The organism is Geoanaerobacter pelophilus, from assembly GCF_018476885.1.
Lineage (GTDB): Bacteria > Desulfobacterota > Desulfuromonadia > Geobacterales > DSM-12255 > Geoanaerobacter > Geoanaerobacter pelophilus.
The window spans coordinates 43,308-67,760 of the sequence record NZ_JAHCVJ010000003.1 but is presented as its reverse complement, the minus strand read 5'-3'; the positions used below and the strand labels follow the sequence as shown (position 1 = coordinate 67,760).

Annotated in this window: 26 protein-coding genes; 16 read left to right on the top strand and 10 right to left on the bottom strand. The window is 50.4% G+C overall.

The annotated features are described in order from the left end of the window. Positions 1-146 precede the first annotated feature (146 nt). From KI809_RS08455 to KI809_RS08415, 9 genes are all read left to right on the top strand, one after another. Positions 147-1,286, top strand: coding sequence for an acetoin utilization protein AcuC (locus KI809_RS08455; RefSeq protein ID WP_214171116.1), 1,140 nt, complete (start codon positions 147-149; stop codon positions 1,284-1,286). Positions 1,287-1,326: 40 nt separating this feature from the next. After that, positions 1,327-2,271 carry a tetratricopeptide repeat protein gene (locus KI809_RS20860; protein WP_214171115.1) on the top strand — a complete coding sequence of 315 codons (945 nt, stop codon included), beginning with the start codon at positions 1,327-1,329 and terminating at the stop codon, positions 2,269-2,271. Positions 2,272-2,376: 105 nt separating this feature from the next. After that, positions 2,377-2,823: a hypothetical protein gene (locus KI809_RS08445; protein ID WP_214171114.1), complete on the top strand. Its 447-nt coding sequence runs from the start codon at positions 2,377-2,379 to the stop codon at positions 2,821-2,823. Between the two features lie 186 nt (positions 2,824-3,009). Continuing rightward, on the top strand, positions 3,010-3,834 hold the full coding sequence (locus tag KI809_RS08440; protein ID WP_214171486.1) for an ABC transporter ATP-binding protein: 825 nt from the start codon (positions 3,010-3,012) through the stop codon (positions 3,832-3,834). A gap of 38 nt (positions 3,835-3,872) precedes the next feature. Beyond that, on the top strand, positions 3,873-4,859 hold the full coding sequence (locus KI809_RS08435; RefSeq protein WP_214171113.1) for a DmsE family decaheme c-type cytochrome: 987 nt from the start codon (positions 3,873-3,875) through the stop codon (positions 4,857-4,859). Positions 4,860-4,895: 36 nt separating this feature from the next. Beyond that, positions 4,896-7,010 (top strand): porin family protein, encoded by a 2,115-nt coding sequence (locus KI809_RS08430; RefSeq protein ID WP_214171112.1) that lies wholly within the window; start codon positions 4,896-4,898, stop codon positions 7,008-7,010. Beyond that, positions 7,010-7,984 (top strand): ABC transporter substrate-binding protein, encoded by a 975-nt coding sequence (locus tag KI809_RS08425; RefSeq protein WP_214171111.1) that lies wholly within the window; start codon positions 7,010-7,012, stop codon positions 7,982-7,984. The genes KI809_RS08430 and KI809_RS08425 overlap by 1 nt, the downstream gene beginning before the upstream one ends. Positions 7,985-8,006: 22 nt before the next feature. Next, positions 8,007-8,417: a response regulator gene (locus tag KI809_RS08420; protein ID WP_214171110.1), complete on the top strand. Its 411-nt coding sequence runs from the start codon at positions 8,007-8,009 to the stop codon at positions 8,415-8,417. Positions 8,418-8,438: 21 nt separating this feature from the next. After that, positions 8,439-8,831 carry a hypothetical protein gene (locus KI809_RS08415; protein ID WP_214171109.1) on the top strand — a complete coding sequence of 131 codons (393 nt, stop codon included), beginning with the start codon at positions 8,439-8,441 and terminating at the stop codon, positions 8,829-8,831. 11 nt (positions 8,832-8,842) lie between these two features. Here the strand turns inward: KI809_RS08415 and KI809_RS08410 are convergent, their stop codons facing one another. After that, entirely contained in the window at positions 8,843-9,316 is a 474-nt protein-coding gene (locus KI809_RS08410) for a metallophosphoesterase family protein (protein WP_214171108.1), read from the bottom strand. A gap of 82 nt (positions 9,317-9,398) precedes the next feature. Between KI809_RS08410 and sppA the strand changes: the two genes are divergently transcribed. Continuing rightward, a complete protein-coding gene (gene sppA, locus KI809_RS08405) occupies positions 9,399-10,295 on the top strand; it encodes a signal peptide peptidase SppA (RefSeq protein ID WP_214171107.1) in 897 nt (298 codons plus the stop codon). A 7-nt stretch (positions 10,296-10,302) separates the two neighbouring features. Here the strand turns inward: sppA and KI809_RS08400 are convergent, their stop codons facing one another. The 8 genes from KI809_RS08400 to yhbY form a co-directional block, all read right to left on the bottom strand. Continuing rightward, positions 10,303-11,328 carry a PilZ-like domain-containing protein gene (locus KI809_RS08400; protein ID WP_214171106.1) on the bottom strand — a complete coding sequence of 342 codons (1,026 nt, stop codon included), beginning with the start codon at positions 11,326-11,328 and terminating at the stop codon, positions 10,303-10,305. Positions 11,329-11,331: 3 nt separating this feature from the next. After that, a complete protein-coding gene (locus KI809_RS08395; RefSeq protein WP_214171105.1) occupies positions 11,332-11,526 on the bottom strand; it encodes a DUF1858 domain-containing protein in 195 nt (64 codons plus the stop codon). An 86-nt stretch (positions 11,527-11,612) separates the two neighbouring features. Continuing rightward, positions 11,613-12,917, bottom strand: a complete 1,305-nt coding sequence (locus KI809_RS08390) for an aminotransferase class I/II-fold pyridoxal phosphate-dependent enzyme (RefSeq protein WP_214171104.1) — start codon at positions 12,915-12,917, stop codon at positions 11,613-11,615. After that, positions 12,898-13,425 carry a pantetheine-phosphate adenylyltransferase gene (gene coaD, locus KI809_RS08385; RefSeq protein WP_214171103.1) on the bottom strand — a complete coding sequence of 176 codons (528 nt, stop codon included), beginning with the start codon at positions 13,423-13,425 and terminating at the stop codon, positions 12,898-12,900. Before coaD ends, KI809_RS08390 begins: the two co-directional genes overlap by 20 nt. Positions 13,426-13,432: 7 nt before the next feature. Next, the gene (rsmD, locus tag KI809_RS08380; RefSeq protein WP_214171102.1) at positions 13,433-13,996 is read right to left on the bottom strand and encodes a 16S rRNA (guanine(966)-N(2))-methyltransferase RsmD; all 564 of its coding nucleotides are present in this window, start codon (positions 13,994-13,996) and stop codon (positions 13,433-13,435) included. Further along, entirely contained in the window at positions 13,997-15,076 is a 1,080-nt protein-coding gene (locus KI809_RS08375) for a class II fructose-bisphosphate aldolase (RefSeq protein WP_214171101.1), read from the bottom strand. It abuts the gene before it with no gap. Between the two features lie 107 nt (positions 15,077-15,183). Further along, positions 15,184-16,338, bottom strand: coding sequence for a deoxyguanosinetriphosphate triphosphohydrolase (locus KI809_RS08370; protein WP_214171100.1), 1,155 nt, complete (start codon positions 16,336-16,338; stop codon positions 15,184-15,186). Positions 16,339-16,353: 15 nt separating this feature from the next. Then, a complete protein-coding gene (gene yhbY, locus KI809_RS08365) occupies positions 16,354-16,662 on the bottom strand; it encodes a ribosome assembly RNA-binding protein YhbY (protein ID WP_214171099.1) in 309 nt (102 codons plus the stop codon). A 162-nt stretch (positions 16,663-16,824) separates the two neighbouring features. On the opposite strand from yhbY, the gene lepA reads away from it, so the two are divergent. From lepA to KI809_RS08335, 6 genes are all read left to right on the top strand, one after another. Beyond that, on the top strand, positions 16,825-18,624 hold the full coding sequence (gene lepA, locus KI809_RS08360; RefSeq protein ID WP_214171485.1) for a translation elongation factor 4: 1,800 nt from the start codon (positions 16,825-16,827) through the stop codon (positions 18,622-18,624). Positions 18,625-18,634: 10 nt separating this feature from the next. After that, positions 18,635-19,291: a signal peptidase I gene (gene lepB, locus KI809_RS08355; protein WP_214171098.1), complete on the top strand. Its 657-nt coding sequence runs from the start codon at positions 18,635-18,637 to the stop codon at positions 19,289-19,291. Between the two features lie 463 nt (positions 19,292-19,754). Beyond that, the gene (locus tag KI809_RS08350; RefSeq protein ID WP_214171097.1) at positions 19,755-20,174 is read left to right on the top strand and encodes a hypothetical protein; all 420 of its coding nucleotides are present in this window, start codon (positions 19,755-19,757) and stop codon (positions 20,172-20,174) included. A 134-nt stretch (positions 20,175-20,308) separates the two neighbouring features. Beyond that, on the top strand, positions 20,309-20,791 hold the full coding sequence (locus KI809_RS08345) for a hypothetical protein (protein WP_214171096.1): 483 nt from the start codon (positions 20,309-20,311) through the stop codon (positions 20,789-20,791). Positions 20,792-20,851: 60 nt separating this feature from the next. Then, on the top strand, positions 20,852-21,133 hold the full coding sequence (locus KI809_RS08340) for a hypothetical protein (RefSeq protein ID WP_214171095.1): 282 nt from the start codon (positions 20,852-20,854) through the stop codon (positions 21,131-21,133). A gap of 165 nt (positions 21,134-21,298) precedes the next feature. After that, positions 21,299-23,902: an AAA family ATPase gene (locus KI809_RS08335; protein WP_214171094.1), complete on the top strand. Its 2,604-nt coding sequence runs from the start codon at positions 21,299-21,301 to the stop codon at positions 23,900-23,902. Positions 23,903-24,316: 414 nt separating this feature from the next. Here KI809_RS08335 and KI809_RS20940 read toward each other — a convergent pair whose 3' ends face one another. After that, complete coding sequence (locus KI809_RS20940) at positions 24,317-24,412, bottom strand: helix-turn-helix domain-containing protein (RefSeq protein WP_214171484.1); 96 nt, start codon at positions 24,410-24,412, stop codon at positions 24,317-24,319. Positions 24,413-24,453 lie beyond the last annotated feature (41 nt).

Sequence of the window (24,453 nt, the reverse complement as noted above, 5' to 3'; positions counted from 1 at the left end):
GGAGAACATCTTGTAAAAATTTCTTCCTCGGGTGGATGAATTGTTGGTTTTGTTGAATATGCCGTTGGAAATATGTTGACGGGTAATGGCCAACAATGTAAAGTCCCTTGTATTAACAATCCCTTAGCAAGTGACTGGGAGATGGATTGCCTCTCAAAACAGCTCTGATCTATTCCTCTAGGTTCGGAAATTTCAACCTCGGCGCTGAGCACCCTTTCCATGTGCAGCGTTACCAGTTCGCCTTCGAACTAATGCGGGCTTATGGACTTATCGACCATATCGGACGGTTGTTTCAAGACTATCCACTTATTGATGACCAGGCACTGCTTGGGTTCCACTCCAGTGAATATTTGCAAAAACTGAAGGAGTTCAGTGCCACCTCCGAGCCCCGCGCTGATTTCAGATTCGGTCTCGGTGATGTTGAAAATCCTGTGTTTGAAGGGTTGTACGATTGGGCGCTCCTCGGAACATCCGGTACTGTTGAGGCTGCCAGGCTGGTTGCCGAAGAGGGGTATGACATAGCTTTCAATCTTGCCGGAGGATGGCACCATGCCCATCGATCAAAGGCGTCGGGGTTTTCCTATCTCAATGATTCAGTCATTGCGATCAACTCGCTTCTGGCGCGCGGTAAAAGAGTCGTTTACCTCGATATCGATGCTCACCACGGAGACGGTGTTCAGGAGGCTTTTTTCTCGGACAACAGGGTCCTTACCATATCACTCCATGAAAGCGGGGTGTACTTCTTCCCCGGGACCGGCTTTGAGAACGAGATTGGCACCGGGAAGGGCACCGGTTATGCGGTTAATGTTCCGCTCCTTGCCCACACCGACGATGCCCTGTTCATGAAAGCTTTTGACGAGGTGGCCTATCCACTTATTGCCGCTTTTGATCCTGATGTTATCGTTACCCAACTGGGGGCCGATACCTTCAGGACTGATCCGTTGACAAACTTGGAAATAACCACCCATAGTTACTCCTACATCCTCAGGAAATTGAAGGCGTTGCGCATTCCCTGGGTCGCAGTCGGCGGCGGAGGATATGACAACCTTAACGTTGCCAGGGCCTGGGCTATAGCCTGGGGGATAATGAACAGCGTCGAACTGTCTCCTCGATTACCTGATTCATTCGTGAGATTGATCAGTTCTCTGGGGTATGGCAACAAGATGCTGCTCGATGCCATGCATTGGGCAGAAGAAGATGTAAGGATTCAGGCGCTTGATGCCTTGGAACGCAGCATTGCGCAGATCAGAAAATCCATATTCCCGGTGTTACTGGAAGCAGCGTAACATCCTGTTAGGTTACTGTATGCTGGAGGGAGATTAATAAGTGATCAAGCCGACACCCATTATCGGAATATCCTGGTACTTTCCTCCTCAGGGAGCTGTGATTGACGGGAGGGACGGACGAGCATCAGTCAGTTTTGACGGTGTTCCGGTTCCGCTTGAAAATGCCGATTTCAAGGCCCTTGGCGGAGTTGAGCCTGATTACGATATGGTTGGCCGGGGGATTTACACCGCACTTCGTACCAACCCTGACTGCCAGTGGAATTCAGTCTATGCCGCCTGGCTGCGGGATGCCTATCCGCATCTCCTCGCCGAACTCGCAAGCCATATCCTGATGATCGATCACAAGGATGTCGATGTCTTATACCTTGATCGCAAGATCAACTACATGAAGATAATGGCACTTCTTGACCCCGGGAACCCTACTCTTGCCGCTGAGATTGGTGCTGCCTGCCTGGACAGGGGATTGAGGATGTCATCCCTGCAGCAATGCACCGTGCATTTGTATCGGGCTGAAAAATACCTGAGTATGGCTGTAGATAAAGCTCCGACTGAGGCCCTTCCCCGGCTGAACCTTGCCGAAGTGCAGTACCTGCTTGGGAGATACCAAGCCGCTGCTTTGTCCTGGGAAGGGCTCTATTCGGTGTTGGAAAAGGCTGAAAATGAGCGGTTACAGCTCAGAAGCCAAAGAATTCTTGAAGGAAAGCTGCCGAAGATTCCGCCGGTCGATTATCTGGAGGCGATCGGGGTTGCCTTTGAAAGTTTCCAGTCAGGTGACTATGAGGAGTGTGCCGCAATTCTAACCGATGTACTGGATGATTTGGTGTTTATCGAGGATTTTCCGATGCCTGAGGTTTGGCATCACTTGGGGCTATGCTATCAGAATCTGGCAATGCCGAAAAATGCCGCGGAATGCTTTGAGGAAGCGTTGAAGCGTGATCCCGGATATGCCGATGCCCGCAAGGCGCTAGCCGCCCTTGCCGGTTGAAGAGGTGATTATGTTAGGTTTAACCACATCTGACTGGTTATTCATTGCTGCGGTCATGCTGGTCATCTTTGTCTGCGTTGCTTTCAGTGATATGAGGCGCAAGAGGTGAGAAGGGCGCCGGCAGCGGATAGTGATGAGCGCCCTCTGGGAATAACTCTGCTTTCAGGCCTGTATCTTTTCTTTTTTCTGGTTTCTGCCTCCACGTACGGTAATCCGTTTCCGTTTCTTGGCCGGATTTATACCGATATGCCGGCAAAGGCCCTGGTTGTGGCAGACTGTCTGATCTGTCTTTATCTCTTTCTCGGCGTTATCAGGCGGCAACGCTTAACCTGGTATCTCCTTATTGCCTATAATTCCTTTGAGATCATTAATACCGTAGTGAATGTCAAATTTATAAGTGTCGCAGAACTGGAACACCTTATCGGTACGCCGGTAAACAGTGATGGTTTGTGGGTCAACAATATTGCGGCTTCACTGGCGATTCTGCTTTTGACCCAGTATATCTATCGCAGCAAAAGGTTGTTTTCCAACCGCGGCTATTACCTGTTCTGATTCGTTAGCAACTTGAAACTAACAGTTTCTCATTTATAGTTACCTGGGAGCAGTGACGCCAGACCTGTTCGCCTTGCGTGTGTTGATTTGGTTTGGTATAGTGCCGGCAAGAATCGTTGTTTAGTTTTAGGGGGGGCAGTGAATATTCGGTCGCTTTTCGAAAGCACACCTGGCGGCGTTTTTGACATGCTCAAGCATGGCCTTACCCACACTATCTTCAATCATGATGATGACGTTGCTGCTATTGACCTGGACAATACCAAAGGGGTTGACATCAAGATCGAGAAGCTGAACAAGTTTTTCGGCAAGCATCATGTGCTTGTGGATGTCGATCTGGAGATAAAGTCCGGAGAGACCTTTTCTATCATCGGCCCATCCGGCACCGGCAAGAGTGTTTTACTGAAGCATATTGTCAAGCTTGAGACCCCGGACAGCGGCCGGATCTTGATCAACGGTTTTCCTATCTTCGAGGGAAAGCCGGCCGATCCAGCGCAAAATTATCGGTACAGCATGGTGTTCCAGTCCTCGGCGCTTTTCAATTCGCTGACCGTCGGCGAGAACGTCGGTCTCTGGTTGAGAGAGAAGCGGATCTGCAAGGAACAGAGGATTCGGGAGATCATCTCGTCAAAGCTCGAACTGGTAGGTCTTGAGGGTAAGCAGGAGTTGAGGACTGCCGAGCTTTCGGGCGGGATGAAGAAGCGGGTGGCCATTGCCAGGTCATTGGCCATGAACCCTGATCTAATCCTTTATGATGAGCCAACAGCTGAACTTGATCCAATTAATACCGACGAGCTTGCCAATACGATCCTGCAACTGAAGAAATCGACGAAGAACACCACGGTTATTGTTACTCACGACCTTAATTTTGCGCTTTACATCTCGGACCGGATCGGGATGATGCACGACGGCCGGGTTATTGAAGTCGGAACGCCTCGTGAAATCAAATCAAGTCAGAATCCTATAGTAAAACGGTTTATCTACACCACAACCAAAGGAATTGCTGCAGACTGAGACGGAGCTAGACCGTTTCAGCCGGGAGGGCTTGGCACGTGCGCCAATTGTCGCAGTCGATAATTGTATTTTTAATTACGATCGGTCTGGTTACCGCTTGTGCCGGGATCAAGGAGAGCAAGCCCTTGTTGCCGGTCAGGGAATACGAAAGGTTGATAGTCGGGCGTCTCGATGCAGAGTATGTCGGTACTGACAACTGTGTGGCAAAGTGCCACAAGCATGACAAGATTACCGATGATTTCCGGCACAGCATCCACGGCGAGCAGATCAAGCCGGAAACCGGCCTGCCCCTGGTAAACTGCGAGTCCTGCCATGGCCCGGGAAGCCTTGCTATCGAGCAGCTTGATGACGACCCGGAAAAAAATGACGCCGAAAAAAAGAAATGCGATACCACTAAATTCCTCGACATCATGAATCTTCCTCCTCAGGCCCAGTCTCTGCTCTGTTTGAAGTGCCATACCGCGGCGTCAACGCCGGTTCTTGCCTTGTGGAACGCAAGCCCGCATGCCATGAACGATGTCAGTTGCTTTGATTGCCACAAACTGCATTCCGGGCCGCAACAGAAGGTGAGCCATGAGGCGATGGCGGAACTCTGCTACAGCTGTCATCCCAATGTTAAAATTGAAAATAACCTCTTTTCTCATCACCCGCTACGTGAAAAAAAGATGGCGTGCGTTGATTGCCATGAGGTTCATGGCTCCCTTCAGGATCACCAGTTGAAGGGCGCCACGCCGAAAGATACCTGCACCCGTTGTCACATGGAGAAACAGGGGCCTTTTGCCTTCGAGCACGGCGACGTTACCGAAAATTGTAGTAACTGCCACACTCCCCATGGGTCTTCCAACAATGCCATGCTTTCTGCCGCCATGCCGTTTCTCTGCCTTCAGTGTCACGGCGGCCACGCTATAAACAATACAAATGGGGTAAAGCAACTGTTTGTGAATCGCTGCACTGATTGTCATTCCCAGGTGCATGGCAGTGACACGCCGGTTCCGGCTGAATTAAGCCCGGGATCACTGCGTTAGTGAACAACTCGCGTCAACATGGTAAGGAGCATTAACGTGCCACGTTTTATTCTTGCTGCAGCACTGTTCTCATGTTTCACGGGTGTTCTGACAGCCAGTGCAATCGCTGCTCCGGCAGCTGACTCAGCTCTGCCTGAGGATGATGTGATTGTCATGGAACAGCCGTTACCCGTGTCCTTGGAAGCAACCGAAACTACAGCAATGGAAGAGATTGAGCTGCCTGTTTCCGAGACCAAGGTTGAGACCCATAAAAGCCTGATGGCTTCGGCAGGATACCGTTTCATGAGTTTTGACGGTTACGGTGGACGTGCTGCCGAATATGAGTCTCTCCATTCCGGGCCAACCTTTAGCCTATTGAACAGCATCCTTGGCCGCGACCACAAATTCATCGTAGATGGCGAATTCCTGTCAGATAACGACTATTATGCCAATCTCGCCTATGACTACATGGGCGCTTATCGTATTCAATTGCGCAGCGATTCGCTTTATCACAATCTGGACCGTTTTGTCCTGACAGTGCCGGCTTTTTACACCGTAGCCCAGCAGGATTCCGGCAGATTAGGCATCCGAGTCGAGCAGGACCTCGCTTCCTTGCGGGCCCGCATGGGGACCTACCCGATCCATCTGAACCTGCAGTATTGGCGAATTATCAAGGAAGGGGATACGCAGCTCAGGTTTGCCGATCTTGCCTTTTTCCCGGTGGGGGCCAGTAACACGCTTACTGCAACCCGCCGCAGAATCGATCAGGAAACGCATGAGGGAAAACTCGGTTTTGATGCCCACATTGGGCCGATTGACCTGATCTATGATTTCACGGTGCGCCAGTTCAGTGATCATGGCGGCACGCCGGTAGCTACCTTTGTCGCCCGGCAAGACGTATTACAGCCAAGTTACTATCAGCGGGCAGCAGGCAGCTATCAGCACGACGAAGTCCCATCCAGCAGGTACCTGGCCCATAGTGTTAAAATCCATACCGAACAGACCGGCGGCCTTGTTGCTGCTGCTGCATATACCATTGCCCAGCGCCAAAACCGTTCGTCTCTGTCGCAACTGTCTGGCGTCAACGGCCTCACCGATACCTTGCAGACTGCAGCCGGAGATCTTGTCTATACCCCCTACAAGGAACTCTCTCTGGCGCTTCGCTTTCGTCACCAGGAGATCGACCGCGAGACTGCCGTCATCTCTGCCTCTGGATTTACTACCCCGAACCCCGGCAATAACATTGTTGCAAACACCGGGATCGGCACACAAAAGAACGTGATCTCTGCCATTCTCTCGTTCCGACCGGTTACCGATCTCACCATCAAAGGTGAATATCGGGGAGAGTATAGCCATCGCGACGGCACCGACAGTTGGGAACCGGTCGGGAAACTGTCCGGCATTTCTCTGCCGTCGAACTCGGCACGTCATAAAGGTACCCTGACTGTATTAAGTAAGCCGTTCAAAAATTTACGCCTCAAGGCGCGCTACAGCTTTACCTCAGTCAATCAGCCTGAGTACGGGATTTCCTTTGGTGAGCGTCACGACGGGCAAGTTATCGCGATTTACTCTCTGAAAGACAGATACGGCTTTTCGACAAACTACCAGATCAGCCATGATACCAATGACAGCTCTGCTATCAGAAGGCTCGACTTGCAAACTCCGAATTTTGATCCGGTGCCGGTTTACCGTGAGAAAAGGCAGATCAGCGCTACTGCCTCGGCATGGGGTAATCTCTTTGATGGGCGATTATCTCTTACCGGAACCGCCGGCCTGCTTCGGTCAACAGCCGATCAAGAGACCCTTTTTGCCTCAACCTCCAATCTTAACACCGCAACAGCGTCCAACTACACCGCCCAATCTCTGCTTTATGGCATTACCATTGCGTTACGGCCCATGGAAAAACTAGGTACAGCACTTGCTTTCCAGCAAGTGAGATCTAACGCCGAGTTCGATCCGACATCCACGCAAAACGTAGATGCCTCAGGGGTAAAAGCGATCTCAGCCCTGAAGTCGGTCGAGGATTCAGTGAGTTTCAAGGTTGATTATCAATTGTATAAGAATATTGCCTGTGGCGTAGACTACCGTTATCGCACATACCATGACGATTATAATTCGTTGTATGACGGTTCGGTCCATTCAGTAACAACCAGTTTGACGGCAAAGTGGTAATGAACTACTCCTTATTCCTAAAACTTGTTTTAGCTTTTTCGGTGCTCTTGTCTGTTGCAGTGTTCCCTGCAACAACGGCCAAGTCTGCTAGTCTGATTATCGCTTCGGTTTTGTCCAGTGATCAACCTCGCTACCGTAACGCCCACAAGGCTTTTGTCCGCGCAATGGCTGCCAAAGGCTATGACCAGACCACTATTGAATTAGTAACCCAGATCCCCAACCCGGACCCGATTTCCTGGTCAAACGCCATCAGGAAGTTTAATGCGATCGGTGCTAACATAATTGTGGCTTTTGGTGCTCCGGCTGCTTTGGCAGCTCTTCAGGAGTCGCACGATATCCCAATCGTCTTTGTTGATGTCTATGCACCGCTTGAGACAGGGATCGCCAAGAGCCTCTCTGCTCCCGGTAATAATGCTACAGGAGTAAGTTCCAAGGTCCCTCTCTCCACTTTGATCAAGACTGCGCAGGAGTTCAAGCAGTTCAGGCAGGTAGGAGTTTTGTTCACCTCACGTGAAGTAGGCTCCGTAGTCCAGTTGAAAGAACTCAAGCGCCTGGCGGCACAAAACCGGTTCTCTGTAGTTGAGAGCAATGTAGACAGTCCTGCGATGCTGGAACAAGCCCTGTCTTCCCTTCTTCCCCAGGTGGATCTGCTTTATGTAACAGAATCATCCATGGTTGGCCGGCAGATAGACAAGGTTATCCGACGTTCCATGGACCACAGGGTGCCGATTATTACCCAAGTGCCTGATGGTGGTGAGAGGGGCGCATTGGTATCGCTTGAGGCGCACCCGGGAGAGATGGGACATCAGGCTGCAGATCTCGCGGCAAAAGTGATAGCCGGCAGAAAGCCCGCCATTATCCCTATTGTGGCCCCAAAGAAAGTCGATCTGATTATCAATATGAAAACAGCCCGCGCACTTGATCTCCACGTCCCTATCCAAGTGTTGAACGTAGCCACCAAGATCATTAAATAGCTAGGTTATGACGAGTTAACATATGGGAAAGATCCTTATTGTCGATGATGACCCGGTATTTCTGGATCTCCTCGGCGCATTTGTCAGTGAGAATTATCCTTTGCTTGAGTTGGTAACATGCTCGAAGCCGGTCAGTGCCCTGAGTATCATCAAAGAAGGGGGATTGGACCTGCTGGTACTTGACCTCGAGATGCCGGATATTGATGGCGCCAAACTCTTCAATTTTGCTGTAGAGACCGGCATGGATCCAAAACGGATTGTTATTCTTTCCGGGAGGGATTCGGACTATCTTCATGCAAATTTCCCATTAGGCACCTGCCTTGCCGTACTTAACAAATTTGAAGTAAAGCAGAAGGCAGTGCTGGAGATGGTATTCAGCTCGCTTAACCGCAAGGCTGAAGCACGCCAGGACGTTGATGCAAAATCAAAATAGTTACATGAGGTAATCGAGGAAATGAGCGGCAAGAAGCTTACAGTGACTTTTTTCGGGCAGAATCACCTACGCCCCGACTGGAAAGTAGATGTTGATACGGATGACTTTGCGAGTTTTTTCTCCGAACTGGAATCAGAACTCGGGCGGTTTGACATTGGTTTGGCCCGTTCCACCAACCATTCGGTAACTATTGATATTAACAGTTATGCGGATCTGTTGAACTCTGTCCGGGTGTCATCTCCTGCTGACGGGATCACCAGCCAGTGCGTTGGCCATATCATCGGCAAGAGTCAGAATCTGGACCTGAAAGAGGATATCCGAAGGGCTCTGCACCGGGTTGCCTTTGCACCGGAAACCATCGCCCCGGAGGAGCACAACCGCCGGGTGTGCCATAATTGCGGTTGCGGGTGCTGAAGGGAATTTTTCTATTCTTCCAGCATAACGATCTGTGCCTCAACGTGATGAGCTTCGATCTTGAGAACTGCATAGCTTTTGCTGCTGGAACCTCTCAGTAAAGAACCGGGATTGACAAAAAGGATGTCATTTATTCTCTCGATCGACGCCTGGTGGGTATGTCCGTAAAGGACCAGGTTCGCTTCCACTGCAACAGCGCGCTCAACCAGTTTCGCAAGTCCTGACTTGACATGGTAGCGGTCGCCGTGGGTCAAAAGCACCTTCGTTTCTTCGACGAACATGCTGATCTCTCTGGGGAATTTCCCGGGAGGGTCGCAATTCCCAGCTACTTTCTGGACCTTTGTCTGGCAGATGCTTTCAATCATGCTGGCATCCTCGGCTTCATCTCCAAGGTGGAAAATCATGTCAGCCGGAGCTGCGTGGGTTAAAACCTCGATTGCCAGCGGGTAATTCCCGTGGGTATCTGAGAACACGATGCATTTCATGAACTAACGATAGCAGAGAACATTAAAGGGCGTCAAGCAAGCATTGACAGGATTTTAGCAGGCAATTGGCAAAGGACTTAATATGAATAATAAATGGCTTTGGATCGCTATCGGCATTACCATCGGCTTTGTCCTGATGTTGGTGGGGTGTCTGGTTATTGCCACCCAATTTTTTGGTAGTGACGCCAAATTGGTCAAGGGCAGCGGCATAGGGGTGGTGGAGGTCAAAGGGATCATCCTTGATTCCCAGGATACGGTAAAGCAGCTCCATGACTTTGGCCGTGACGATGATGTCAAGGCAGTCGTTCTCAGGGTCGATTCGCCTGGCGGGGTAGTGGGCCCTTCGCAGGAGATTTACCAAGAGGTCAAGAAGCTCAGCAAAAAGAAAAAGGTCGTCGTGTCAATGGGTAGCCTTGCTGCCTCAGGCGGTTATTATATATCTGCCCCTGCTTCGGTCATTTATGCCAACCCGGGTACGATCACCGGCAGTATCGGCGTGCTGATGAAGTTTTCCAATGTGGAAGGATTGATGGACAAGATCGGGATGAAGGCCTTTACCTTGAAGACCGGCAAATACAAGGACTCCGGTTCGCCGGTTCGACCCATGACCGATGAGGAGAAGGCGCTGCTGCAGGGGGTGATAGACAGTACCCATGGCCAGTTTGTCAAGGCAGTTGCCGAGGGGCGCAATCTACCGGTTGATCAGGTGAAGGCAATCGCCGATGGTCGAATCTTCTCCGGCGAACAGGCCCTTGCCGTCAAGCTTGTCGATCGCCTCGGCTCTCTTCAGGATGCAATAGAGGAGGCCGGCAGGCTGGCAGGCATTAAAGGTGAACCAGAGGTGATCCATCCGCCGAAGAAGAAAAAGCTGCTGCTTGACATGCTGGTGGAAGAGTCCGCGTCCCGTATCAGCAACTTGGTGCGGGAAGAGATCGGCATGAGTGTCAATTATGAAATGGCCGGAGTAGGGGGGCAATAAAAACGATTTATTCCCTGTTTCTGGAAGAGATCTTGTCGATATACAGCTGCAGGCCCTTCTCGAAAATGATGCCTATTTCCGATTTACCTCTGTGTTTATAAAGGTTGAAGAGAAGGGTGAAAACAACAAGCGAAGCTGCTATTGCTAGGACTCTGATTAAGATGCGTTTTGCTTTTGCTCTTGTTGAGAGATGAATCTCAGGTGCCGTCTGGTACTCTGTCGGCATATCTTCGGAAATTTGCCTGATCTGTCTCTGCTGGACCTTGTGGATATGATTGATGATCGCATCGCGATCGCTTTCATTGATATGGGTGAACTTGAACGGCGTGGAAAAGGTCCGTCCTCCGTCCTCTGAATGGACGAATGCCGATGGCAGGACCTCGCCGATGACATCGACAACCTTTGACGGAGCGCCGGGGAGGTACATTTCTAGAATCGCCTTACACCCAGGTTGCAGATGTTCGGGAAGGTTGGTTCTCAGTCCCCCGCCACTGATGTTGGCGGCGACCGGTGTCGAGTATTCAAGCGGCGTAAAAAAGTTCGAGTCCCGAGGCGTCGGTGTTTCATGGCCGCCACTGTAAAGGAAGCTGGCGGGTTTGTTTGCCCGTTGGGCATGATAATCCGAAAGTTCCATCCATTGCCGGAGAATGGTTTTTTCGTCCCGGTCAGGCATTGGTATATAGCGCAGCGGGATATAGGTATCGATCCTGAAATACTCACGCAACTCTTCAAAAATGACATTGCCGACCAGTCGCAGCTGAACGATCAATTCCGATGCGTCGCTTACCAGCAAGGCCCTGCAACGAAAAGCACTGCCCAAATGGACAGAGCGCAGCTCAAGAAGATACTCTGCCGTATCGCGGTGATCTGCGATGGGCAACTGAGAGTCGAGGAAGACTTTTATCAGGTCTCCGGAAAGTGCTGAGACGGTCCCGGATTGTTCCGGTAGGGTATGAGACTCTGCAATCAGGGCAACCCTTATGGCTTGCTGAGGGAGGAAGTATTGCTCGTATTCAAGTAGTTGCTCAGTCATGAGTTAAGAAGCTGCGTTCCGGTTCAGTTCTGCAAGAAGGTCGTCAACGCTGATTTTGTGGACTCCGGCACCATGCTCCAGCGTTTCAAGGTCGGCGATCTGGCACTCGTAGCAGTCCAGCTTGTATTTGGCAAAGACTGGAATGGTCGCGGGGAAGGAGCGAATAATGTCGCCGATGATCATGTCTTTGGTGATCATGGAACCTCCGTTGCGGGTTTCGCCAGTTAAAAAACTGATAAAGTAGGGGGGCGCTGCCACTGCCCCCCTTGGTTACGGCGGGATGATCAGGCCAGATCCTGAACTCCCTGGTAAATGATGTCGAACAGTTCAGGGATGTCTTTCTCCTCTATGCAGGAGAAGGCGATTCGCAGGTCGGTCTTGCCGATGGAGATGCCGCCAACGCCATACTTATCGAGGATGTGAACCCGCAGCTTCTCGGCATCGACGGTTTTCAGCTTGAGGCACATGAAGTAACCGGAATTGAATGGGTAGTAGGTCCAGGCAGAGTCGTACTTGCCGCTGTTGAGGACCTCTTTGACCTTGAGGGCTCGCCCTTTCAGCACCTGGAACTTCTCTTCCTTCTGCTCAAGGAATTTCGGGGAGCGGAGCGCCTCGATGGCAAAGGTCTGGGAAGGGTGAGGGCAGTTGGAGATCCGGGCGCGGATGATCCCCATCGCCTTCTTCTCCAGGGCGGTCATGACCCGCTCGTTCTCAAAGCTGTTGCCGTCGGCAAAGGTGATGAAGCCGGTGCGGAAGCCCCAGACAAACTCCTCTTTGGTGGCGCCGTCCAGCTTGACCGCCAGAATGCGCGGGTGGAGGTTGGCCAGCTTGCCGAAGAGCGACTCCTTCAGGCTGTCCTCGTAAAAGAGGCCGAAGTAGGCGTCGTCGGTTACCGCAACGATGTTGCAGCCAGCCTCAGCGACCTCTTTGATGGCGGCGACGATAGCGTTACCCTCGGCAACAGTCGGGGTGTAGCCGCTCGGATTGTTGGGGAAGTTAAGGATGACAATGGCTTTCCCTTTTTCTTCGGCGCTGTTCTTTAATTCGGCCTTGAAGGCGTCCACGTCATAGCCACCGGCCACGGTGAAGGTCGGGAATTTTTTCATGACGGCACCGGAGCAGGTGCCGAAGGTGAGATTGTAGTTTCCCCAGAGCATGTCCGGCAGGATCACGTGGTCTCCCCGATCGACGAACATGTCGGCGACAATGGAGAGGCCGTGGGTAAGGGCGTTGGTAACGATCGGGTTGCTGAAGTGCTTACCCTGCTGGCTCGGGTTCTCGCGCAACTGCTTCTCCCGCCACAGCGAACGCAGTTCCGGCTTGCCGGCCGGCGGTGCATAGGGGTAGATGTCCTTCGGGTCCCAGGCGGTGAGCTTGTCCTGGATGCACTGGAGGTACATCGGGCCGCCTTTTTCGGTGGCGATCCCAATGGTAGCGTTGAATTTATGGGCTTTCTCTTTGGCTTCGGCCGACTGGGTCAGTATTCCCTTGGGAAAGAACAGGTTCTTGCCCAGGTCGGACAGCATCTCCAGAACGTAGGAATTGCTCTGGCTGAGCATCTCGTTGAGTTCAACTGCTAACGGATTCATTCGGGTCTCCTTGAGAGGTTTTTTGGTGCTGAAACTTGATGTCAAGTGCTTGTTTTACCAGAGGGGGCACAAGGCCGTCTACAGGGCCGTTCAGTGAGCTGACCTCTTTTACTATTGAAGAGGAAAGGTAGCTATACGGCACGGATGTCATCATGAACAGGGTTTCGACCTCTTTGGTCAGCCCCCGGTTCATCTGGGCGATCTGGAATTCGTACTCGAAATCGGATATGGCCCGGAGTCCGCGGATGATCACCGTTGCCTGCTGGGAGCGGACGTAGTCTATCAGAAGGCCGTCGAAGGTGTCAACTTTTGCCCGGTCGTTCCCTTCAAGGACACGGCTGATCAGATCCACCCGTTCCTCTATGGTAAACAGAGAATTTTTGGCCGAATTCCTGGCAACAGCAACAATGATATTGTCGAATATCTTCAGTCCCCGGTTAATGATGTCCAGATGACCGTAAGTAATGGGATCAAAAGACCCTGGGTATACGGCAATTTTGCGCGGCATGAAAACCTCAGTCAGAAATTGAGAAGAATGTCAGGGCCGTATCGCCATATATCCGGCGATCGACTTGCCTCAGAACACCTTCAGCGAGAAGGAAATTTTCGTTTACTCCGGATTCAACAACCACAAGAGACTCTTTGTTGAGCAGCACGGAATCTGAAATTATATCGAGAAATTTTTCTGCCAGCCCTTGATCATAGGGAGGGTCGGCAAAAACCAGGTCAAAGCTGCAGTTGCGCATCTTAAGCTTTGACAGTGCCTGGCTAACTTCTGACTGCATTACTTCTGCCTTGGCGTAGAGCCCTGTTGACCGGAGATTCTCATTCACCAGTGCGGCAGAACTCCGATGGCTGTCAATGAAAACTGCGCTTGCCGCCCCGCGGCTCAATGCTTCAATGCCGAGGTTCCCGGTACCGGCAAAAACATCCAGGACCTTCAGTCCGGTAAGATCGCCGAGCATCGAGTGCAAAATACTGAAAAGAGCTTCCTTGGTGCGATCAGAGGTCGGTCGCACCCGCCGGTCCGTCGGAGGGGTCAAGCGTCGCCCTTTTGCCGTGCCACTGATTACCCTCATCTATTCTGCAAATCGGGCGGCAAGTTTGGTAGCGCTTCCCTGAGCATGGAACGCCTTGATAAATTCGACTGCTTCCCGGAAAGCCATCTCACTGATCATCTGGCAATTCTCTGCCGGAATGGCATCAATCTCCTGCTTGAAAACTGCCGTGGCATGCTTGATATCCCGGTTGTTCTCTCTGGACCATTTACGCATTTCGTCCATGAGATCCAGCGGGAATCCCGCATGGGCAATGTTCTGCCAAAGCGTGCCGATGTTCCCCTTGCGGATGCCATAATCGGAAAACCTGCCAACAATTCTCAACGGCGTGCCGGTAATGCCGTGCTGCACCAGCCCGGTAACGCCGAATTGAACCGCGGCCTGATAAATCTCGCCGGTGCGTTCAAGGTCAATGTTGACTGCCTGGCCATCAAGGTAATTGCCGCTTTTCGAGCCGTTATCTATGGCCAGCAGCTGGGGGCAAACCCCTTTGTCCTGCAGACCGGCAAGAAAAGCCGTTACTTCTGAGACCTCGGTAAGCCTGGATTCTGAGCCGACATGCTTTACTTCGCCCAGTTCGGTCTCAAGACCGAACCCAGCCTTTTGTATCGGCAAAGCCAGGTCCGCGATGATGGCAATGTTCTGCTCCAGCTGGGTGCATGACGCATCCATGGCAAATGAGGTAAAACCGGCAGCTATCTGCGCTTCGATCAGGCTTCGCGCACTGTCCCGCTCAGCCTGGGAGTTATCCGGGATGAAGATATGGTCGGCATGAATAACGAACGGCTTGGTGAAGCGACAGGATTCCGCATGTGATAGCAGAGTCGAACAGAAACTTTCAGGAGTCAGGCCGGTGTATCCCCCATCAAGGTCGCCTTCAGCCCTGCTCAATTCGAAGGCCACCACGGCATCAAGCTCTTGCGCCGCGCGCATGATACCGGGGATGACATGCATGATCCGGGGATTACACCCCATTACTATCAAGTGCTCATCCTTAAGGGCATTAAAGACGTCTTTCCCGGATAGGGGACAGACGCAACTTGAGGAACCAAGTTTCTCTTTAATGTTTATGGGAACCTTTGCCAGCAACGTGTTGGTCATTTATGCTCTCATCTTGATATTGTCTGTAAGGAAGAGTTCATTAATTTATCACCAGATACCTGGGCAGTCAAGAAGTAAGCGATCTTATGGGCAGACCGCTAACCGGCTCATACCCTTTCATACGGTTCAAATAACCGCTTGAATTCGTCCAGGGCAAACCGGTCGGTCATGCCGGCGATATAGTCGCAGATCACCCGTTCCCGCCCCACGGATTCCATCCGTTTCACATACTTGAGCGGCAGCAGGGTGGGGTGCTTGAGGTAGCTGTCGAACAGCATTGATATATAGCGCTCGGCCTTGACCCGCATCCGTTCGACTTTGTAGTGACGGTAGAGGTTCTCAAAGAGGAACCGCTTGAGTTGCCGATTTTTCTCGGCGAATTCAGGGGTGAAGTCAACAACCTGTCTGTTTACCCGGCGCAGATCATCGGTGGTTTGAATAGCGAACGCCTCAAGATTGTTGAGGGTGTTTGCCGTCAGGTCGGCGATGAACGAACCGATCAGGGCACTGATTGTCTGGCACTTGGCCCGTTCTTCGTCCAGGCCGGGAAAGCGGCGGGCAATGCTTTCATGCATCTCCTGCCACAGTTCCACCTGCTGTAGCTGTTTTATGCTCAACAGCCCGGATTTCAGACCATCGTCAATATCGTGGTTGTTGTAGGCGATCTCATCGGCAAAGTTTATAATTTGTGCCTCAACGGTCGGAACCACTCCCGGCATGAACTCATCGATGATCCCTGAGGGACGGTCATAGGGAGAGGAGTGCTTGATGATCCCTTCACGCACTTCCCAGGACAGGTTGAGTCCATTGAAGGTCGGATAACGCTCTTCCAGTTCGTCGATCACCCGTAGCGACTGGAGATTGTGCTCAAAACCGCCGCTGTTTTCCATGAGGCGGTTCAGCACCTCTTCACCGGTGTGGCCGAACGGCGTGTGCCCAAGATCATGGGCCAGGGCAACCGCCTCAGTCAGTTCCTCGTTCAGCTTCAGGCGGCGCGCTATGGCCTTGCCGATCTGGGCGACTTCCAGCGAGTGGGTCAAGCGGGTCCGGTAGTAATCCCCCTCATGATTGACAAAGACCTGGGTCTTATACTCAAGGCGCCGAAACGCCGCAGAGTGGATGATCCGGTCCCGGTCGCGCTCGAAGGCCGGCCGGGGATCGCGCAAATCTTCATGATGCTTGCGGCCTCTTGATGCGGCACTGCGAGCGGCATAGGGGGCCAGATCAGGTCTTTCCTGAGGGAATTCTTTGGTCTGCAGCATTGCTTCCACCCTTGATCAGCCCTTTTTTGCCGTTTGTTTAGGAAGTTCGAGCTTGGGTTCTTTTGCCTGGCGATACAGCAGTGCTGTTCTCCCCAGGATCTGGGCCACTTCGGCCTCGCACCCTTCGGCAAGCAACCTGGCGACCTCGTTCCGGTCCATAAGGCAGCTCTCCAGCAGCTTGATCTTGATCAATTCATGGGCATCCAACGCAATAGAGGTCTCTTTTACCAAGGCCTCGGTTACTTCGCTTTTACCTACCGTGATTACCGGCTTGAGGCTGTGCCCCAACGCTCGGAGAAATCGCTTCTGCTTTCCTGTCAGCATTTCGTTGATTATCCTTTAGAGTTTTTTATGAACGGACTTTATCACGGACAATAATGCAAGGCAATGTTTTACAGACCGGCTACAGACGAGAAATCCCTTTACATCAGCGCTGTTGTTGGGCTATTCTTCACCGGTTTATACAATCAGGAAGCAAAGGTGTTCATGTCTCACGACAATATCCGCAATTTTTCAATAATCGCCCATATCGACCATGGCAAATCAACGCTGGCCGACCGTCTGCTGGAATACACCGGGGCACTGACCGCCAGGGAGATGCAGGACCAGTTCCTCGACAAGATGGACCTGGAGCGGGAACGGGGCATAACCATCAAGGCCCAGACCGTCAGGCTCAACTACACCGCTGATAACGGCAAGGACTATATCCTTAACCTGATTGATACCCCCGGCCATGTGGACTTTACCTATGAGGTTTCCCGTTCGCTGGCTGCCTGCGAAGGCGGGCTGCTGGTCGTCGATGCCTCGCAAGGGGTAGAGGCTCAGACCTTGGCCAACGTCTACCTGGCGCTGGATATCAACCTTGAGGTTTTTCCGGTTCTCAACAAGATCGACCTGCCGGCTGCCGAGCCGGAGCGGGTTATCCAGGAGATCGAGGATATCATCGGCATCGATGCCCATGACGCGGTGCTGGCCAGTGCCAAGGAAGGGATCGGCACCAGGGAGATCCTGGAAGAGATCGTCAAGAAGATCCCGCCGCCCAAGGGCGATCAGGACGCACCACTCAAGGCGCTGCTCTTCGATTCCTGGTACGACCAGTATCAAGGGGTCATTATCCTGGTCAGGATCTTTGACGGCACCCTCAAGAAGGGGGACAAGATCCAGCTGATGTCCACCAACCGCTCTTACGAGGCGCTCAAGGTGGGCGTTTTTGCCCCAGTCATGCGCGAAGTGCCGAGCCTGTCGGTCGGCGAGGTCGGTTTTGTCATCGCCGGTATCAAGGATGTCGCCGACGCCAAGGTCGGTGATACCGTTACTTTGCTCCATCGCCAGTGCAACAAGGCCATGGAAGGATTCAAAGAGGTAAAGCCGATGGTCTTTTCCGGGCTTTACCCGATCGATACCGCCCAGTATGAACAGCTTCGTGATGCCCTGGCCAAACTCAAGCTGAACGATTCGTCCTTTTCGTTCGAGCCCGAGACCTCGGTGGCGCTCGGCTTCGGTTTCCGCTGCGGCTTCCTGGGACTGCTCCACATGGAGATCATTCAGGAGCGCCTGGAGCGGGAGTTCAGCCTCGACCTGATCACCACGGCACCGACTGTTGTCTATCGGGTCCACCGGACTGACAGCACCATGATCGAGATCGAGAGCGCGGCCAAGATGCCGGAACCGCAGCATATCGATTACATGGAAGAGCCGTTCATCCTGGCCCATATCCATGTGCCCAACGATTTCGTCGGCCCTGTGATTGCCCTCTGCGTCGAGAAGCGCGGCGTGCAGCGGGAGATCAAGTATCTGACCCCAACCAGGGTGATGATCATCTATGAACTGCCGTTGAATGAGATCGTGCTCGATTTCTATGACCGCCTGAAATCGATTTCCAAGGGTTATGCCTCCCTGGATTACGAGCATCTCGACTTCAGACGGAGTGATCTGGTCCGGATGAACGTCATGATCAACGGAGAGATTGTCGATGCCCTCTCTCTCATTGTCCATAAGGAAAAGGCCTACTACCGAGGCCGTGCTCTTGTTTCCAAGATGAAAGAGCTGATCTCCCGCCAGATGTTCGAGGTGGCCATCCAGGCGGCAATCGGCAACAAGGTCATTGCCCGGGAAACCGTCAAGGCTATGCGCAAGGATGTTCTTGCCAAATGTTACGGCGGCGATATTACCCGTAAACGCAAACTCCTCGAAAAGCAGAAAGAGGGCAAGAAGCGGATGAAGAACGTCGGTAACGTGGAACTCCCCCAAGAGGCGTTCCTGGCCATACTAAAAGTAGAGGACTAAGGACCTGACAATGGAAGATATGAAGAACTACGGTAATGAAGAAAAACCGCAGCCTGAATTCAAGCGAAAACATATAATCCGCGAATACGCAGAGTCGATCATTGTTGCCGTTATCCTGGCCCTGATCATCAGGACCTTTGTGGTGCAGGCCTTCAAGATCCCATCAGGCTCCATGGAGGATACCCTGGCAATCGGCGATCACATCCTGGTAAACAAATTCATCTACGGCACCAAGCTTCCGTTCAGCGACAAGCGCCTTTTCAAGATCCGCGACCCGAAGCGGGGCGATGTCATTGTCTTTGAATACCCGGAAGATCCCAGCAAGGATTTCATCAAGCGGGTTATCGGGGTGCCGGGCGATGTGATCCAGGTGGTGAGCAAGACAGTGATGGTCAACGCCAAGCCGTATAACAATCCCCACGAGGTTCACAAGGAGAAGGATGTCATCCCTGCTGCCCAGAACCCGCGCGACAACACCAAGCAGATCGTGGTGCCGCCCGGTTCCTATTTTGTCATGGGCGACAACCGCGACCGCTCCTACGACAGCCGGTTCTGGGGCTTTGTGAAAATGGACAAGATCAAGGGGCTGGCGTTCATCAAGTACTGGTCATGGGACCGGGAGAAGTTCCGGGTCCGCTTTGGCAGCATCGGCAAGCTGATCGACTGATGCTTCTTAAATAGATTATTGAAAAGGCCACCTCAAAGTGGCCTTTTTTATTGCAATTTAGGTTTGGAGTGAAGCCAATCCTTCAGCCGTCGCATCCCCTCGTCTATTGAAACAGTCCCCGTTATTCCCGATGGTAGGGATTTCCCCATCTTTCAATTCTCTACAAAACCGCATATAAGTATAAAATTTTTAATGGGTGGGGGCGCGTCTTCATAGTTAATCTTATGAAAATTAAGATTTATTGTTGTGGTTTTTCCCTTGTACCAGTGCAAATAGCTTATGGAGAGAAGGAGCTTCAACGGCAAATCCGTTCCCTTGGTAGCAAATGGGACTCAGCAGTTAAATTGTGGTATATCGCTTACGGCAAAATCAAAGGCACCGAGCCAGAAAAGCATATAATATTAGATGCATGCATCTAATATTATATGCTTACAACTGCTCAATAATGAGTTGGAGGGAAAAATTGACACACCGCATAATGCTGATAATCATTTTTGTCTTCCTATCAAAGATAGGCGCAGCATCCGAAGGACTCAATTATGGCGCGGTCTATGAGTGCAGGGCTATCTCTGTAACAGAGGCTATGGTGAAAGCCTGCTCTTCACAATATCCCGACATTTCAGGCCGTTCTTCAAAGGCATATTCCGCATGGCTCGCCCGAAACGCCACAAAAGCAGAGAAAACTGCGCAGACTTGCATCAAGGAGTTGCGCACATTAGCCAAGACAGAAACGGAGGAACAACAAATACTTCTGAAAATGGACGAGATCGAAAAGGAAATGATTGAAGCATTTAAGGAGAAAATGAAAACCGACGGAGTTAAAGCCTGTATCGACGCAATTAGCCAGCTCGAAGAAGGGGTTGCTGGTGTTGACCTTAAATGAAGCCAAAGAAAAAGGATGAAGCCTCCAACCAGTCAGTTAGACACCGCCCGCCCGAAAAAGCCGGGCTGGCGGGTCAACTGCCACACCGTTGGCCAATACAAAAGGAAAGAAAATAACAAACGGAGGGATTCCTGATGGAATGGTTGGACGCAATAATTGCAGACCATAAGATTAAGGCCAAAGATGCAGGAGAAGTTGCAAAGCTGGAGCACGAGAAAAAAATAAAGGAGCTTGAACAAAAAATCACGGCAACAAATCATGCCATCACTACCCTCATTAAGCCGTTATTTGAAGCTGTAGAGGCTAAGCTTAAGTCAGAAGGTTATGCGACTGAAATAACCACTACAGAGAGAGAAGAAAGACAGACGAAGCGTAAGGCATTTGAAAAAATAGCTTTAGTAATTTCTCGTAGCCATTCCACCAGTAACTTGTCGGATGGTTTAGAACCAGCTTTCCGAATTATGATAAACATCAATGACGGAAAGGCTACCGTCTCCTCTAGGACTAATACGTTCTCAGAGTTTGCTGAAAGGACTATTAGGCTCGAAAACCTGACGCCAACGATCATCGAGCCGATGCTTCAACAATATTTTAAAGAGTTTTTTGCAGTCAACTAAACTAAGGATCAGGCTGGTCTGCCTTGCGTTAGACGAGAAACAAATAAAGGAACTAATGTGATGAAAATATTTCGAGCAACAGAGAACGTATTTAACGCTGTAGATGCCGTTGTTAAGCATGGATTTGCCGCAGTCGATGGCACCAAAAGCGAAGCCGTTCCATTTTGTAACAGAATAATTGCAGCGCTGGAGCCATACAATGAAATTGAACCTATCATCGGATACGAAAATGTTCCGAATCAAGGGTACCTATACTACGTATTTGACTCGCAAAAATTCCCATGTGGAGATAAGCACTTGAAAGACAAAATACATGAGGTAGATCGGGCTAATCCAGTTTAAGACGGGCTCAGACAGGGGGGGCGCTATAAGCCTAACTTTCTTTGCCAAGGTACACAGAAAATGGCCCAACCACGCCCTACGACGCGGACGGCTAGCGCTGCCGGTCAAGGCCGCCCCGTTGGCTGAAAAATGGAATGATGAGTAGCATATTTCAAGGAGGGTCACATGACTGAGCTGTCTGTTACAAAGACCGATAATCTTAATTCCCAGATCATGCAATACGCCTGTTCTCTGCCGTACTACACCAAATATTTGGCAGGTAAACTTCTTTCCGGAACAGAAGTAACAGAAAGTCACATTAATGATGCATACGCCTATTTTCTTGAAGATGCGGGCCTGCAGGAGAAAAAACCTAGAAAAAGCATTAATATTACATGCGACAGCATCTCGAATAGCGATTACCACAATGACTTGCTTCTTAACAGTCTTTACGGGGTAGAGGGTGTGAACGCCCTTGTTGAGAAACAAACTATTGAATTTAGCCCAAAACTCACAATTATATATGGTGTTAACGGCTCAGGAAAATCTGGTTATATACGCCTACTGAAACAAGCCTTTCACAGCCGCACAACCGAACCAATTATTTCAAATATACATTTAGCCTCTGGGCATAAAGCAACTAAAGCCATTTTTGAGTTTAAGACTGATGCCGCACCCTATACCTTGAACTACCCCACCCAGAAAGATAAAACAGAATTTAAACAGTTTTCAATTTTCGATAACAAATGCGTAAGCATACATTTATCAAAAAACAGACCCGAGTTTAGACCCGCAGGACTTAATTTTTTTGCTGATTTAACTGATGCATTCAGGAGACTTGAAGAAAAAATTGAGATAGAAGTAAACACGAAAAAAGCCCCAAAGGATTATGCAGCTTTATTCGACGGCGAATCAGCGATAAGGGAATTCATGGTGAATTTGTCGGCTAAAACAAAGGCAGCCGACTTAAAGAAAATGATACCTTTTACAGAGGCAGACAAGACAAAGAGAGCAGAACTTGAAGGCCAGAAGGTTCAATTACAGGCGTTAAAAAAAGACAAAGAAATTGGGATACTAACTACCAATAAGAAGTTACTCGAAACACTGAAGACTTCGATAGCCGATAACAATAAACATTTGTCCTCCGAGGCACTTCTTGCCGCCCAGACAGCCATTTCCGATTGTATAACAAAGGATAAAATCGCAGAAAATGAGGGGCTTGAAAAATTCAAGACGGATAAGCTTGAAAACGTCGGAAGTGCAGAATGGAAAGCTTTCATTGTTGCAGCCAATAAATTTGCTATTCAGCAAGGAGATAATGGTGGACCCTACCCCAGGGACAAGGACACATGCCTTTTTTGCCGGCACCCTCTATCGGCGGAGTCGAAAAAACTAATCGAGTCGTACTGGGTCTTCATTAAAAGCCAGGCGGAACATAATGCTACAGCTGCGAATGGTGCCTTGAAGGCGACTAAAGCAGTATATGATGGATTGAAATTTGACCTTCTGCCTGATGACGCGGTTTTGACTACATGGCTTCTTGAAAACCATCCTGAACAGCTAAATGGTATTAAGGCAAGTCTGCTGATTCAGAAGGCATTAGCAGCTGATATAAGCTCAGACATTGAAGCTAAGGTAATCAATAAACGTGCAGCAGTCGTAATCGAAACTACACCTATTGACACGATTGCAACCTCTATTGACACAGCTATTGCCAAATTGCAAGAAAATGACCCTTCTGAGGACATTAAAAAACTTCAGACCACAATTACTTTTTTGAACCATAAAGAAAAACTTGAGCAGCACATAAGTAACATTGAATCATACATTGATTGTTTGAATTGGGCTGATACAGCCACTAAAGCTGCAAAAAATAATATATCTAGATTACAGGTGACAAGGAAGGAAAAGGAGCTCTCTGGAAAATACTTCAATGATGCCTATGCCACCTCTTTTAATCAGGAATGCGAAGCACTGGACGGCCATTTTGGCATTGATATAAGCCATACTGGTGCATCAGGGGCTTCCTATAAGCAGCTTTTTTTGAAAGGCAAGAATCAACCATCGCAGATTCTAAGCGAAGGGGAGCAAAAAGTTATTTCCCTGGCCGACTTTTTAGCAGAAATGAACCTTTCGGAGATTACGCGAGGCATTATCTTTGATGACCCAGTAACCTCCCTTGACGACGAAAGGAAATGCCTTATTGGCAATCGCATCGTTAATGAAACAGCTAAAAAGCAAATCGTGGTTTTTACGCACGATTTAGTGTTTGTTTCAACCCTGATTTCCATTTGCGATGCTACCAAGACGCCTTATGCCTGCCATTGGATTGAAAAACGTGATGACAAACCTGGGCATGTCTTTATTAATAGTTCGCCGTCATTCGAGAAAAAATACCGCAATTCCAACATACCAATGGCGCATTACAACGAAGCAAAAGATGCCGCTTGCCCACCTGACCGCAGAGAGTATCTGACGAAGGCAGGATTTACTGCCCTTCGCACTTGCTATGAGATGCTTGTTATCAGTGGAATGTTCAGCGATGTTGTTCAGCGCTTCGCTGAACGCGTGAGCGTTGATTCCCTTAACGAAGCTTGTTTTTGCCGTGAGTTGGCAGACGAATTACAAGATGGATTTTATCGGTGTTGTCAACACATGGAAGGGCATTCGCATAGTGACAAATACGCATATAAAAAACCAACAATAGAAAACTTTATGGAAGAAATTACCCGCTACGACGTTATTAAGGCAAAGATTAAAGCTCATAAAAAGGCGGTTAAAACTCCATAAGCTTAAGAGGCAAAAACTAACAAATTTAGGACATCAATAGGAAGCATGTAGGTACAGCCCCGGTACCAAGTATTGATATGTTGAAACATTACAACGAAGAAGTCCCAACCAGACAGACTCGCCTTCGGGAATGGCGCGGGGTCAGGTCACGATGAAGGGCTGAACCTGCCAGATCGTCCTCTGGCTGTCTTGAGCAGAAGCCTCGCAAGAGGGCCTAAGTTCCCAAAGAGTAGCGGACGGAATCCGCGAGGGCAGGGTCGGGTGCTTATAGGACACCAAGGATGGAAGTCAACAACGGAACATGCTGACAGGAACCGCCGTGTACGGAACCGTACGCACGGTGGTGTGAGATGACAGCGGGGGAGACCCCGCTTCCTACCCGATCGTGGAAATTTAAGCGGAAGGTTTAATCGATCAAGGTACATCGAGTGCCAGCGCTATCGTAGTCAGCGTTTCAATCGTCTCCTGACGCTTGCCGGTTTCGATCTGCGACAGATACGGCTTGCTTATTGCTGCCTGCCGTGTATGAAATTACCACAAATTCAGGCCTA